The following is a 12,339-nucleotide window of genomic DNA, read 5'->3' as shown; positions in this document are numbered from 1 at the left end:
ACCCGCCGCCATGACCACTCAAAGTCCTCAGCGCAACTTCCGCTACTACGACTTCGTCATGGCCGCCTTCGTGACGGTGCTGCTGTGTTCGAACCTGATCGGCGCGGCCAAGGCGGCGCAGGTCACGTTGCCGATCCTCGGGCCCATCACGTTTGGCGCGGGCGTGCTGTTCTTCCCCATCTCGTACATCTTCGGCGACATCCTGACCGAGGTGTACGGCTATGGGCGCGACCGACGCGTGGTATGGGCAGGCTTTGCCGCGCTGATCTTCGCGTCGTTCATGTCGCTGGTGGTGCTGGCGCTGCCGGTGGCGCCGTTCATGGCCGGCTACCAGAGCAGCCTGAACGACGTGTTCGGCAACACGCCGCGCATTGTCGCTGGGTCGCTCATTGCGTTCTGGTGCGGCAGCTTCGCCAACAGCTACACGCTGGCGAAGATGAAGATCTATACGGAGGGGAAATGGCTGTGGACGCGCATCGTCGGCTCCACGGTGGTGGGCGAGGCGGTGGATTCGTCGCTGTTCTACGTGATCGCCTTCTACGGCATCTGGCCGCACGAACAGGTGCTGCGCGTGGCCATCGCGCAATACATCCTCAAGACCGGTTGGGAGATCGTGGCCACGCCGCTCACCTACCGCGTCGTCGCCTTCCTCAAGCGCGCCGAGAACGAGGACTACTACGACCGCGATACCGACTTCACGCCGTTCCGGCTGAAGGTGTAGTGCTGCCACACGCCAAGGCTCACGCACAGGGTTGTGAACGTCGATGTTGGGGTTCTGCGCTCGATAGCCGGCGTTTGGAACACCGTGTTTGGCGTTCTGAACCTCAACACTCCGCGTTCTGAACATCGCCTTTGAGGTTCTGAACCTCACGATCGGCGTGTTGAACTCGGCGCGTCGGGGTTCCGGACTCGGTTGTTGGCGCTCTGAACGCCATGGTTGATGTTCTGTAACCCCACGTTTGGCGTTGCAAACGCCATGTTCGGCGTTCTGAACCCCGCGGCCAGTTCGGCGCTAGGGAACACGGCGGTCCACCTCGTCGAGCACCAACAAATCCAGGTGCGCGACATCCCCCCACTGCAGCACGGTCAGTTGATGACCATCGGACGAGAGCCGGTTGATGCTCGCGTTGCGCAGCTCATGCTGGCGCGGCTCGGTCAGCGTCATGGCGTTGGCGTGGCGGTACAGGCAATCGAGCACGCCGCCGTGGCTGACCAGCGCGATGCGCTCGCCGGGGTGGCGGCGGATCAGGCGCAGCACGGTTTCCACCGCGCGCTCGTGGAATTCGGTGAGCGTTTCGCCGCCGGGCGGGGCGAACTCGGGCACGCGGTTCTGCCACGCGTCAAACTCAGCCGGATGCTGCTCGGCGACCTCGGCGTAGGTCAGGCCCTCGAACTGGCCATAGTGACGTTCGCGCAAACCGGCGTCGTCGCGCACCGTCACGCCGACCTCATCTGCCAGCGCCTGCGCCGTCTGCTTGGCGCGCGACAAGTCGCTCGCGTAGACGGCATCAAACCGCTCACGCGCGAGTGCGCGGCCCAGTTGCGTAGCCTGCTCCAGCCCCTGTGTATTCAGCGGCACGTCGAGCTGGCCTTGCAGGCGGCGCTCACGGTTCCAGTCGGTCTCGCCGTGGCGGACCAGCACGATGTGGGTGATCTGCGGCAACGGCATGGGGATGGCGGCGGCGCGTGGCATCACAGGTTCCAGAGCGAGTCAGAAAAATTAGGCAGATTGGTCGGCGGATTTGGCAACTTCGGGCTCAGCCTTCTTGCTGACAGGCGCGGCTTGCGGCACCACCTGCAGCCAGAACGTGACCGGGCCATCGTTGACGAGCGACACCTTCATATCCGCGCCAAACTCGCCGGTCGCGACGGTCGGGTGCTGCGCACGGGCCCGCGCCACGAAATGCTCGTACAGGCGGCGGCCATCTTCAGGCGCAGCCGCCGGCGTGAAGCTCGGACGCGTACCGGACTTGGTATCGGCCGCCAGCGTGAACTGCGAAACCACTAGCAAGCCGCCTGCCTGACCGTTGCCGTCGATGTTGCGCACGGGCAGGTTCATCTTGCCCTGTGCATCGGAGAACACGCGGTAGTTCAGCAGCTTCTCCAGCAAGCGGTCGGCCTCGGCAACGGTGTCACCGCGTTCGGCGCACACGAGCGCGAGCAGGCCCGGGCCGATCTCGCCGACCACGCGGCCGTCGACACGGACCGCCGCTTCGGACACACGCTGGATCAGTCCGATCACGACAGCACCACGCGCGCAAAGCGACGCTTGCCGACCTGCACGACGAACGTGCCGGCCTCGATCTTCAAACCCTTGTCGCTGATGACGGTGCCGTCGATCTTCACGCCGCCCTGCTCGATGTTGCGGTTCGCGTCCGAGGTGGACGGGCACAGGCCCGCTTGCTTGAGCAGCTGCGCGATGCCCAGCGGCGCACCCGACAACTCGATCTGCGGAATGTCGTCCGGCACGCCGCCGCGTGCGCGGTGGTTGAAATCTTCCAGCGCGCGCTCGGCATCGGCCTGGCTGTGGAAGCGCGCGACGATCTCCTGCGCCAGCAGCACCTTGCAATCGCGCGGGTTGCGGCCCAGCGCGATCTCCTGCTTCATCAGGTCGATATCAGAGAGCGGGCGGAACGACAGCAGCGTGTAGTACGTCCACATCAGGTCGTCGGAGATGCTCATCAGCTTGCCGAACATGTCGCTCGGTGCCTCGCTGATACCGACGTAGTTGCCCTTGGACTTCGACATCTTCTCGACGCCATCCAGGCCCACCAGCAGCGGCATGGTCAAGATGCACTGCGGCTCCTGGCCGTATTCCTTCTGCAGCTCGCGGCCGACCAGCAGGTTGAATTTCTGATCGGTGCCGCCCAGCTCCAGGTCGGACTTGAGCGCGACCGAGTCATAGCCCTGCATCAGCGGGTAGAGGAATTCGTGCACCGAGATCGGCACGCCGGCCTTGTAGCGCTTGGTGAAGTCATCGCGCTCCATCATGCGGGCGACAGTGTACTTGGCGGCGAGCTGGATCATGCCGCGCGCGCCCAGCGGGTCGCTCCATTCGCTGTTGTAGCGGATCTCGGTCTTGCTCGGGTCCAGCACCATGCTGGCCTGACGGTAGTAGGTCTGCGCGTTGGCCTCGATCTGCTCGCGGGTGAGCGGCGGGCGTGTGGCGTTGCGGCCGGATGGGTCACCAATCGTCGACGTGAAATCGCCGATCAGGAAGATCACCTGATGCCCCAGGTCCTGCAACTGGCGCATCTTGTTGAGCACCACCGTGTGGCCGATGTGGATGTCGGGCGCGGTCGGGTCCAGGCCCAGCTTGATGCGCAGCGGCACGCCGGTGGCGGCGCTCTTGGCCAGCTTCTGCTCCCATTCGGCAGCGACCAGCAGTTCGTCGCAGCCGCGCAGCGACACTTCCATCGCGTGCGCCACCTCCGGCGTGATCGGATACTTCGGCGTGGCCGTTGCGGCGTTATCGGAAGCGGGTGCAGTAGAAGCGTCAGAAACGGTCATGGCAGAAAGAGAGGTCACCGCGCCGACCGAGAAAGTCAGCAGCGCGGACGAGAAACAACAATCGGGAAACCAGTGCGTGCGCGATGGCCGACATCCGTGCAAGCCGTTCCGGCCGCGCAATCCCGCGATTTTACCGTGATGCGCCTTCCTGCCCAACGGACGCCGTCCGACCACCCTCCTGCGCCCCTGCATAGCGCCCCCGCTGGTATGCTCACGCGCATGACGACCACCCCCCATTCCCACAGCGAGCTCTACATCGGCCTGATGTCCGGCACCAGCCTGGACGGCGTCGATGGTGTGCTGGTTGATTTCTCCGGTGCCCATCCGGTACTGGTGGCCGATGCTTACGCCCCCTTTCCGCCGGAGCTGCGCCACGCCTTCCTCAATCTGCAGCACGCCGGCCACGACGAGATTCATCGCGAAGCCCTGGCCGCCAACGCGCTCGCCAGCCTGTATGCCGAATGCGTCGAGCAACTGCTGAAGAAGAGCGGCTGCATCCGCCGTGAAATCCGCGCCATCGGCGCGCACGGCCAGACCATCCGCCATCAGCCAGGCGCGCATGACGGTGTGGGCTACACGCGCCAAACGCAGCACGCAGCCGTGTTGGCCGAACACACTGGCATCGATGTCATCGCCGATTTCCGCAGCCGTGATGTGGCTGCCGGCGGCCAGGGTGCACCGCTGGTGCCCGCCGTGCATCGCGCGCTGTTCGGGCTGCCCGATGGATGGCGCGTGATTTGCAACATTGGCGGCATCGCCAACCTGACAGTGCTACCGCCGCAAGCCTCGGATGCGCGCGACACCGTGCTCGGCTTCGATTGCGGCCCCGGCAACGCCCTGCTTGATCACTGGGTCCACACGCACCACGGGCATACCTTTGACCGCGACGGCGCCTGGGCGCGCACTGGCCATGTCGATGAGGCCCTGCTCGCCCGCCTGCGCGCCGAGCCTTTCTTCGACTTGCCGCCGCCCAAGAGCACCGGCCGCGATCTGTTCAACCCCGCTTGGCTGAAACACCGCGCCGGCGACGCGCTGGACCGCCTGCGCCCCCAGGTCGTGCAAGCGACCCTGCTGGCGCTAACCACCGACACCATCGCCGATGCGGTTCGCCGCTATGCGCCCCAGGCAACCTCCCTTGTGGTCTGTGGTGGTGGCGCGCGCAACGGCGCCTTGATGGAGCGGCTTGGCGCGCAGTTGCCCGGCGTCGACATTGCACCTAGCGACCAATTCGGCGTACCCGCCAATCAGGTCGAGGCGCTCGCCTTCGCCTGGCTGGCCCGCCAGTGCGTGCGCCGCGAGCCGGGCAACCTGCACCATGCGACTGGCGCTTCAGGGCCGCGCGTGCTTGGCACGATCTACCCCGCCTGACGCTACGCAAATCCTGCGGGCAACAAAAAAGCGCACCGAAGTGCGCTTTTTCTTTACAGCGATGCCGCGTCAGACCGAGAACGACGAGCCGCAACCGCAAGTGGTCGAGGCATTCGGGTTCTTGATGACGAATTGCGCACCGTTGATGTCTTCCTTGTAGTCGATCTCGGCGCCCACCAGGTACTGGTAGCTCATCGAGTCGATCAGGAGCGACACGCCATTCTTGGTCATGGTCGTGTCGTCTTCGTTGGTGTCTTCGTCAAAGGTGAAGCCGTACTGGAAGCCCGAGCACCCGCCGCCTTGCACGAACACGCGCAGCTTCAACGCCGGGTTGCCTTCCTCTTCGATCAGTTGCTTGACCTTGTCCGCAGCGCTGTCGGTAAAGACCAGCGGAGCCGGAACCTCGTTCACATCGGGCGTGGCTGCCTGCGCGACTGCGTTCATGAAAATCTCCTGTGGGGAACGTCTAAAACTTGCCTGTATTTTAAGCGCAAGCTGCAAATCGTGCCGAAGCCCCGGGTTTCAAGAGGATATTGTGCGGTGCGCCAGCAACGGCTGGCCCACCGTGTGATCAGTCCTGATTGGACGCGAGCTTGAGGTTAGGCAAGAGCTTCACTTCACCGGGCGCCGAGTGCGCCAGCGTGCCCATGACAACCGCGCCCTGATGCATCTCGAGTGCTGCATATTGCACGTTACCCTCGATGCGCGCCTTGGGCTGCAGCTCCAGCAATTCCGCCACATGCACCGGGCCAACCACCGTGCCGTTCAGAATCAGATGTCCGACGTGCACTTCGCCCTCGATGCGCGCGGTATCCGTGATGACCAGCATGCTGGGCTTGTCCGGATCACCATAGACGTTGCCCTTGATCTGGCCATCGATCCGCAGCCCGCCCGAAAAGCGCAGGTCCCCCTCCAGCTTGGTGTGGGCGCCCAGCAGCGTTTCGATTGCCAGCCCCTTCTTCTTGCCAAACAGCATCGTCGACTCCTCTTTGTACGGATCCGACAGGCCCCCGCCCGTCAGATGGAAAAACTCTGGCTCGCCTTGATCTTGCCGTTCTGCAACACCTTCACCATCACCGATTTCACCGTGGTGCCGGGCGGGACATCCACCCAGCCTTCCAAGCGCTGGTAGTGCGTAAGCTTGACGCGCGTGGCTGCTGCTGTGGCCACCGGCACCGAAGCGCCCGCGCCGCCGGCCATGGCGCCGGGGAAATCGATCGTAGCAGGTTTGCCTGCCTGCACCACATTCAACGTGAGTGCCAGTTGCCCCTCGAATTCGGAGACCGGCGCGAAGGCTTTGCCGCCGCCTTGCATCAACAAAACGCGGAAGTGCATGCGCGTCGGCTGCGCTTCGTCCGGCGCGATCCGGAAGCTGCGCACGTAGATGCCGGCGGAATTGGTGGGCGCAGGCAGCAGGCTGTCGAAGAAGGCCAAGTCCTCCTTCAACTGCGCGTTCTCGGCTTCCAGCCCCTTGAGCTGCTCGGCCATTTGCGTCTGCGCACCTTCGGCCATGCCGACACGCGATTCCGCCGTGCCCGCGGCCGCGGCGAGCTTGTCGCGCTCAGCCTGCACCGTTGCTAGTTTGGCGACCAGCTCGCGGTTCATTGCACGCAGGTCACTGTCGTGCGGACCGGTCAGGCGGCGGCCTTCTTCAAAGGCCCACAGCGCCACGGCTGCAGCCAGGCCGATCACCACCGCAATCAACAGCACCGTTACCGGCCACGGCAGGCGCGAGCGCACCGTGACATTCGGAGCAAGCACGGAAGCGCGACGCAGCAAGCGACGCGCCTTCATGCGGCGACCCCTCGACTCGCGCCGCGAATCAGAATCGGCTTAGAGCAAATTGCGGATTGCATCATACGGACCAAACGCAAACGAAACGTGAATTGTAGTCTCGGCGACATGTCGGAGCTGTTGCAAAGGGTAAGTGAGGCGCCCGACAGATCACACCGTTTGATTGAGGCGCTCAAAACAAAAAACCACACCCGGGGGTGTGGTTTTTTGCTGAAGCAGCAGGAAGCGGATTAACGCTTCGAGAACTGCTTGGCGCGGCGAGCCTTGCGCAGACCGACCTTCTTACGCTCGACTTCACGCGCATCGCGCGTCACCAAACCTGCCTTCGACAGGGTGGGCTTGAGCGTTGCATCGTAGTCGATCAGGGCGCGGGTGATGCCGTGACGCACGGCACCGGCTTGGCCGGTTTCACCGCCGCCGACCACGTTGACCTTGATGTCAAACGTAGCTGCGTGGTTGGTCAGTTCCAGGGGTTGACGCACGATCATCAGCGAGGTCTCACGAGCGAAGTACTCGTTGATAGCCTTGCCGTTGACGATGATGTCGCCCTTGCCGGACTTGATGAAAACACGTGCCACAGCGCTCTTGCGGCGGCCAGTGCCATAGTTCCAGTTACCGATCATGGATGTGGCCCCTTAGATTTCCAGCGCTTTCGGCTGCTGTGCTTCGTGCGGATGCGAGCCTTCGGCGTAAACCTTCAGCTTCTTGATCATCGCGTAGCCCAGCGGACCCTTCGGCAGCATGCCCTTCACAGCCTTTTCCAGGGCACGGCCCGGGAAACGCTGCTGCATCTTGCCAAACGTCGTTTCGTAGATACCGCCCGGGTAACCCGAGTGGCGATAGTACTTCTTGTCCGTCGTCTTGGCGCCCGTCACGCGCAGCTTGGCTGCGTTGATGACGATGATGAAATCGCCCGTGTCGACGTGCGGAGTGAATTCAGGCTTGTGCTTGCCGCGCAGTCGGTGTGCCACTTCGCTGGCGACACGCCCGAGGACCTTGTCCGTCGCGTCAATCACGTACCAATCGCGCTTCACCTCATGGGGCTTTGCGGAAAAGGTCTTCATGATTTTTCCAAAATTTTGAGTCAGTGCCCGAGTGGACCCGTATCGCGCGTAACAACTCATGAACGGATCGTCTTGCGGACGCCTGCGCAACCTCATACAAGGTCATCGCCGGCCCGCCTTCCCGCTTGTTGGTGCGGGCTCTCCAAAGTTTCTTTCCCGCGGGCAATCCGGAAAAGATTTCGAGTGTACCCCGCAAACAGCCCTTGACACAAGGAAAAAGACACACTCCGCTCACAGTGGACGAAAAAAAACCCAAGCCGTTGAGCTTGGGTTTGAATCCACCAAAGGAGGAGGGTGGAGGAGACACCTGCTGATCGTTGACTTGGTGGGTTGCACCGCATCGGCCGATCCAATGGGGGCAATTATACCCACTTCTGGGGCATGCGCAAGATAATTTGCACTACGAAATTGCATTTCATAATGCAGAATGCACCATGATGCGCACGCATATGACTAGCATCATTGAAAATCAATCACTTGCGGAAGACTGGTCACCGTGCCGTTGTCGTCTACTAGAAACTTTCCTCCAATTTCAGCCCAACTCAGGTGCATGAGCAACGGGTTGCACCTTTTTATCCAGGTGCCACTGTCAAGGGGGAGATCACCCTAGGGTGCCGACGCGGGTTGATCACGATGGCTACAATGTGGCTTTTCGTCGGTACTCGCCGACACCGCACAAGGATTCGACATGGATTGCACTGTGAGCTGGACCGGCCCGGACGGCATGGCCTTTTTGGCGGAAACCGGCAGCGGCCACCTCGTCACAATGGACGGCGCACCGGACGGCGGCGGCCGCAACCTGGCACCGCGCCCGATGGAAATGGTGCTGCTGGGCACCGGCGGCTGCACTGCCTATGACGTGGTGCTGATCCTCAAGCGCGGCCGCGTGGATGTGCAAGGTTGCAGCGTCAAGCTGCACGCGGATCGTGCCGAGGCCGACCCGAAAGTCTTCACGCGCATCCACTTCACCTTCACGGTGACGGGGCGCAAGCTCAAGCGGGAAACGGTGGAACGTGCGGTTCAGCTCTCGCACGAGAAGTACTGCTCAGCGTCGATCATGCTGGCCAAGACGGCCGAAATCACGCACTCGCTGGAACTGGTTGAGTTGGCCTGATTGATGACCAATCCGGCAGAAGGAAGAAGCGAAGCGGACCGATAAGCCGGATTCTGTGCGCCGCGTGGCCGAAACCAGCGGCGTGACAACCATTCCTCTAGACCGGCTGTTGCCAGCCGGCTCAAGCTCCCTACCCGCAGACTCAGCGAGCCGCTTCATCGCCTGCTTACTTGGGATTGCTCCGGGTGGAGGTTACCGCGTTTCACCCTTCGCCCTGACCGAAGCCGGGGCGAAGACTCGTCTCTGTGGCCCTATTCCGCACGTCACCGTGGATGGTCGTTAGCCATCACCCTGCTCTATGGAGTCCGGACTTTCCTCCCCTTCCGCTCGCACGAGGCGGCGGAAGCAGCGGTTGTCTGGTCCGCTTCGCGAGGCGCGAGTCTAGCACTATTCAGCCCTGACGATTTTGTTGGCTGCTGCCCGACGGCCCGGACGGAATACCGTTGTATCTGAATAGAAAGCAGTGTCCTCATTGGCACTGCACCAGCCGGGAATGCCCATGACGGGCAACGGACGGAAATCTCGCGTCGTCAGCTCAGCATCGAGCAGCGTGTCAGCCAGCGCGGTATCAAGCGATGCGCGATCAGTCTCCAGACTGGCAACACGTACTGGCCAGGCATGCGCCGTGATCGATTTATACGGCGTCACCAACTTTTCCAGCAACGCGTGCCCGAACGGCAACACGGCGCAGGTCTCACCCCACGCTGCCCTGACCTCTACGAACAAATGTTGCCAGCCGAAGGCCATCAGGCTGCGCTCGGGTGCATCTTCGGCGTGCAGAAAGATCAGGGCGTTTTCGTCGAACAGCGTGGCGGCATCGCGCACCGCGCCGCGGACCGCACGGATGCCGTCTCCCGCGATGGCCCGCGCCTGACGCGCGTTGAGCGCTGCCTTGGCACACGGCCAGTGCAGCCAGATCAGCGCGTTGAAGAAATCGTGCAGATTGTCCCGCGTCGGCACTTCGCCTGTTGCGGCGATGTGCGCCTCGTAGGCCGCACCGACGGGCAGCGCATCTTGTGGGATAAAGCGCAGCGCTTGCCCGCCTGAGGTACGAATCGCCGATGCAGCCGGATGCGCGTTGAGCGTATCGCGCAGGTCAGCGCCGTGCGCGACGGCGCCAGCAATTGGGGCACCGATTTGAGCGAGCGGTGCGAACGCCGGATGGCTCCAGTCGATCGCACCCAAACCCTCGATCACCAACTCAGACCGACTTCCAGCGCAGCATCTCGCCGCCGCGCAACGGCACGAGCGTCTGCTCGCCAAACGGCACCTCAGCAGGGAGTTGCCATTGCGAGCGTGTGAGCGTGAGCGTGCCGGCATTGCGCGGCAGACCGTAGAAGTCCGGGCCGTGCAAGCTGGCGAAACCTTCGAGCTTGTCGAGTGCGTTGGCGTCTTCAAACGCCTCGGCGTACAGCTCCATGGCGTGCAGTGCGGTGTAGCAGCCGGCGCAACCGCAGGCGTGTTCCTTCACGCCCTTGGCGTGCGGCGCGCTGTCGGTGCCAAGGAAGAAGCGCGGGTGGCCCGAGGTGGCAGCCGCCACCAGCGCCAGACGGTGCGTCTCGCGCTTGAGCACCGGCAGGCAGTAGTAGTGCGGGCGGATGCCGCCAACGAACAGCGCGTTGCGGTTGTACAGCAGATGGTGCGCGGTGATGGTCGCACCGACCGGGCCTTCTGCATCGCGCACGTACTCGGCAGCCTGCTTGGTGGTGATGTGCTCGAACACGACCTTCAGCGCAGGGAAGTCGCGGCGCAGCGGGAGCATCACCGTGTCGATGAAGACGGCTTCGCGGTCGAAGATGTCGACGGTGGGGTCGGTCACCTCGCCATGTACCAGTAGCGGCAGGCCGACTTCCTGCATCGCTTCGAGCGTCTTGGCGCAGCGGCGCAGGTCAGTCACGCCGGCGTCGCTGTTGGTGGTGGCGCCGGCCGGGTACAGCTTCACGCCGTGGATGAAGCCGCTGGCACGGGCCTCACGAATCACCTCGGGCGACGTGTTGTCCGTCAGGTAGAGCGTCATCAGCGGCTCGAACTGCGTGCCTGCGGGCAGCGCGGCGACGATGCGGTCACGGTAGGCACGCGCCTGCGCGGTGGTCGTTACCGGCGGCTTGAGGTTGGGCATGATGATCGCCCGGCCGAACTGGCGCGCGGTGTCGCCCACCACGTCGGCGAGCGTTTCGCCATCGCGCAGGTGCAGGTGCCAGTCATCGGGGCGGACGATAGTGAGGGTGTCGGTCATGGTGCGTAGGAATGCGGTGAGCGAAAAACGAAAATCGGAGAACGAGGAGGAGTCGGCCTGGCCTCACGCAAGGGCATCGGCAATCGCGCGGCCCAGATCAACGGTGCTTGCCGTGCCGCCAATGTCGCGCGTGAGCGGCGCATGACCCGGGCCTGCGGCCAGCACACGCTCGATGGCGGTCAGCACGGCTGCGCCAGCTTCGGGCTGACCGAGGTGTTCGAGCATCATCGCGGCACACCAGATCTGGCCGATGGGGTTGGCCACGCCCTTGCCCGCGATGTCCGGCGCCGAACCATGCACCGGCTCAAACAGGCTCGGATACGTACGGTCCGGGTTGATGTTGCCTGACGGCGCGATGGCTATCGTGCCGGTGCAAGCCGGCCCCAGGTCAGACAGGATGTCACCGAACAGGTTGCTGGCGACCACCACGTCAAACATCTCCGGCTTCTGCACGAAGTGCGCAGTCAGAATGTCGATGTGGAACTTGTCGACGTTGACTTCGGGGTAGGCCTTGGCCATCGCTTCGACGCGCTCATCCCAGTACGGCATGGTGATGGAAATGCCGTTGGATTTGGTGGCCGACGTCAGATGCTTGGCCGGACGGCGCTGCGCCAGGTCGAAAGCGAACTTGAGGATGCGGTCCACGCCGGTGCGGCTCATGACCGTTTCCTGGATGACGATCTCGCGCTCGGTACCGCCGTACATGCGGCCGCCGACGCTGGAGTACTCGCCCTCGGTGTTCTCGCGCACCACGTAGAAATCGATTTCTCCGGGCGCGCGAGGCTGGCCGTTGCGATCAACCAGCGGGCTGCGGATGCCAGGCATCAGGCGTACCGGGCGCAGGTTCACGTACTGATCGAAGCCGCGCCGGAACTGCAGCAATGAGCCCCACAACGAAATGTGATCGGGCACCGTATCTGGCCAGCCAACCGCGCCGAAGAAAATGGCGTCATAGCCGCGCAGGGTGTCGAACCAGTCGTCGGGCAGCATCTTGCCGTGGCGTGCGTAGTAGTCGCAGCTGGCAAAGTCAAAGTGATCGGTCTGCAGTGTGAAGCCAAATTTGCGCGCCGCCGCATCCAGCACCCGCAGGCCCTCCGGGACGACTTCCTTGCCGATCCCGTCTCCGGGGATCACGGCGATGCGATATGAATTCATGAAAATGGGGTCCGATTGTGCGACGGTCGGAATGCTATGTTTGGTGGCAAATCTGGCGGCGTGCGGCGTGAGCGCAACGGCCGGTGGCCAAGGGCGCA

14 protein-coding genes and 1 other RNA gene are annotated in these 12,339 nt (G+C 63.3%); 3 read left to right on the top strand and 12 right to left on the bottom strand.

Features of this window, described 5'->3' with window-relative positions:
- Nucleotides 1–10: 10 nt before the first annotated feature.
- Nucleotides 11–721: a queuosine precursor transporter gene (locus ACS13N_RS10460; protein ID WP_438931600.1), complete on the top strand. Its 711-nt coding sequence runs from the start codon at nucleotides 11–13 to the stop codon at nucleotides 719–721.
- Nucleotides 722–1,012: 291 nt separating this feature from the next.
- Here the strand turns inward: ACS13N_RS10460 and ACS13N_RS10455 are convergent, their stop codons facing one another.
- From ACS13N_RS10455 to tyrS, 3 genes are read right to left on the bottom strand one after another with little or no spacing between them, the layout of a single operon-like run.
- Complete coding sequence (locus ACS13N_RS10455; RefSeq protein ID WP_438931599.1) at nucleotides 1,013–1,693, bottom strand: histidine phosphatase family protein; 681 nt, start codon at nucleotides 1,691–1,693, stop codon at nucleotides 1,013–1,015.
- A gap of 27 nt (nucleotides 1,694–1,720) precedes the next feature.
- Nucleotides 1,721–2,242 carry a D-aminoacyl-tRNA deacylase gene (gene dtd / locus ACS13N_RS10450; protein ID WP_438931598.1) on the bottom strand — a complete coding sequence of 174 codons (522 nt, stop codon included), beginning with the start codon at nucleotides 2,240–2,242 and terminating at the stop codon, nucleotides 1,721–1,723.
- On the bottom strand, nucleotides 2,239–3,510 hold the full coding sequence (tyrS, locus tag ACS13N_RS10445; RefSeq protein ID WP_438931597.1) for a tyrosine--tRNA ligase: 1,272 nt from the start codon (nucleotides 3,508–3,510) through the stop codon (nucleotides 2,239–2,241). Before tyrS ends, dtd begins: the two co-directional genes overlap by 4 nt.
- A gap of 207 nt (nucleotides 3,511–3,717) precedes the next feature.
- Between tyrS and ACS13N_RS10440 the strand changes: the two genes are divergently transcribed.
- Nucleotides 3,718–4,878, top strand: coding sequence for an anhydro-N-acetylmuramic acid kinase (locus ACS13N_RS10440; protein WP_438931596.1), 1,161 nt, complete (start codon nucleotides 3,718–3,720; stop codon nucleotides 4,876–4,878).
- A 69-nt stretch (nucleotides 4,879–4,947) separates the two neighbouring features.
- On the opposite strand, the gene erpA is transcribed toward ACS13N_RS10440, so the two are convergent.
- From erpA to rplM, 5 genes are all read right to left on the bottom strand, one after another.
- Entirely contained in the window at nucleotides 4,948–5,322 is a 375-nt protein-coding gene (erpA, locus tag ACS13N_RS10435) for an iron-sulfur cluster insertion protein ErpA (protein WP_039599125.1), read from the bottom strand.
- A gap of 127 nt (nucleotides 5,323–5,449) precedes the next feature.
- Entirely contained in the window at nucleotides 5,450–5,854 is a 405-nt protein-coding gene (locus tag ACS13N_RS10430) for a bactofilin family protein (RefSeq protein ID WP_438931595.1), read from the bottom strand.
- A gap of 41 nt (nucleotides 5,855–5,895) precedes the next feature.
- Nucleotides 5,896–6,672: a DUF6776 family protein gene (locus ACS13N_RS10425; protein ID WP_438931594.1), complete on the bottom strand. Its 777-nt coding sequence runs from the start codon at nucleotides 6,670–6,672 to the stop codon at nucleotides 5,896–5,898.
- A gap of 230 nt (nucleotides 6,673–6,902) precedes the next feature.
- Complete coding sequence (gene rpsI, locus ACS13N_RS10420; protein ID WP_021196516.1) at nucleotides 6,903–7,295, bottom strand: 30S ribosomal protein S9; 393 nt, start codon at nucleotides 7,293–7,295, stop codon at nucleotides 6,903–6,905.
- A 12-nt stretch (nucleotides 7,296–7,307) separates the two neighbouring features.
- A complete protein-coding gene (gene rplM, locus ACS13N_RS10415; RefSeq protein WP_009239122.1) occupies nucleotides 7,308–7,736 on the bottom strand; it encodes a 50S ribosomal protein L13 in 429 nt (142 codons plus the stop codon).
- 688 nt (nucleotides 7,737–8,424) lie between these two features.
- Between rplM and ACS13N_RS10410 the strand changes: the two genes are divergently transcribed.
- A complete protein-coding gene (locus ACS13N_RS10410; RefSeq protein ID WP_438931593.1) occupies nucleotides 8,425–8,850 on the top strand; it encodes an OsmC family protein in 426 nt (141 codons plus the stop codon).
- Between the two features lie 26 nt (nucleotides 8,851–8,876).
- Here ACS13N_RS10410 and rnpB read toward each other — a convergent pair.
- From rnpB to ACS13N_RS10390, 4 genes are all read right to left on the bottom strand, one after another.
- An RNA gene (rnpB, locus tag ACS13N_RS10405) (RNase P RNA component class A) lies at nucleotides 8,877–9,218 on the bottom strand.
- Nucleotides 9,219–9,237: 19 nt separating this feature from the next.
- Nucleotides 9,238–10,047, bottom strand: a complete 810-nt coding sequence (locus ACS13N_RS10400; RefSeq protein ID WP_438931592.1) for a DUF3025 domain-containing protein — start codon at nucleotides 10,045–10,047, stop codon at nucleotides 9,238–9,240.
- 4 nt (nucleotides 10,048–10,051) lie between these two features.
- Nucleotides 10,052–11,086, bottom strand: a complete 1,035-nt coding sequence (gene pyrC / locus ACS13N_RS10395; RefSeq protein ID WP_438931591.1) for a dihydroorotase — start codon at nucleotides 11,084–11,086, stop codon at nucleotides 10,052–10,054.
- Between the two features lie 63 nt (nucleotides 11,087–11,149).
- Nucleotides 11,150–12,241: a tartrate dehydrogenase gene (locus tag ACS13N_RS10390; protein WP_438931590.1), complete on the bottom strand. Its 1,092-nt coding sequence runs from the start codon at nucleotides 12,239–12,241 to the stop codon at nucleotides 11,150–11,152.
- Between the last annotated feature and the right edge of the window lie 98 nt (nucleotides 12,242–12,339).

It is taken from the genome of Ralstonia sp. 24A2 (genome assembly GCF_051783885.1).
Classification (GTDB): Bacteria; Pseudomonadota; Gammaproteobacteria; order Burkholderiales; family Burkholderiaceae; genus Ralstonia.
The sequence above is the reverse complement of the archived record's forward strand: the minus strand, read 5'-3'. Positions and strand labels throughout refer to the sequence as shown.

What these genes read in the sequence shown, in the direction of transcription:
- tyrS (WP_438931597.1), bottom strand. Translation starts at nt 3,510, where the DNA reads ATGACCGTTTCTGACGCTTCTACTGCACCCGCTTCCGATAACGCCGCA.
- ACS13N_RS10455 (WP_438931599.1), bottom strand. Translation starts at nt 1,693, where the DNA reads ATGCCACGCGCCGCCGCCATCCCCATGCCGTTGCCGCAGATCACCCAC.
- rpsI (WP_021196516.1), bottom strand. Translation starts at nt 7,295, where the DNA reads ATGATCGGTAACTGGAACTATGGCACTGGCCGCCGCAAGAGCGCTGTG.
- ACS13N_RS10430 (WP_438931595.1), bottom strand. Translation starts at nt 5,854, where the DNA reads ATGCTGTTTGGCAAGAAGAAGGGGCTGGCAATCGAAACGCTGCTGGGC.
- ACS13N_RS10390 (WP_438931590.1), bottom strand. Translation starts at nt 12,241, where the DNA reads ATGAATTCATATCGCATCGCCGTGATCCCCGGAGACGGGATCGGCAAG.
- ACS13N_RS10440 (WP_438931596.1), top strand. Translation starts at nt 3,718, where the DNA reads ATGCTCACGCGCATGACGACCACCCCCCATTCCCACAGCGAGCTCTAC.
- ACS13N_RS10460 (WP_438931600.1), top strand. Translation starts at nt 11, where the DNA reads ATGACCACTCAAAGTCCTCAGCGCAACTTCCGCTACTACGACTTCGTC.
- rplM (WP_009239122.1), bottom strand. Translation starts at nt 7,736, where the DNA reads ATGAAGACCTTTTCCGCAAAGCCCCATGAGGTGAAGCGCGATTGGTAC.
- ACS13N_RS10410 (WP_438931593.1), top strand. Translation starts at nt 8,425, where the DNA reads ATGGATTGCACTGTGAGCTGGACCGGCCCGGACGGCATGGCCTTTTTG.
- pyrC (WP_438931591.1), bottom strand. Translation starts at nt 11,086, where the DNA reads ATGACCGACACCCTCACTATCGTCCGCCCCGATGACTGGCACCTGCAC.
- ACS13N_RS10425 (WP_438931594.1), bottom strand. Translation starts at nt 6,672, where the DNA reads ATGAAGGCGCGTCGCTTGCTGCGTCGCGCTTCCGTGCTTGCTCCGAAT.
- erpA (WP_039599125.1), bottom strand. Translation starts at nt 5,322, where the DNA reads ATGAACGCAGTCGCGCAGGCAGCCACGCCCGATGTGAACGAGGTTCCG.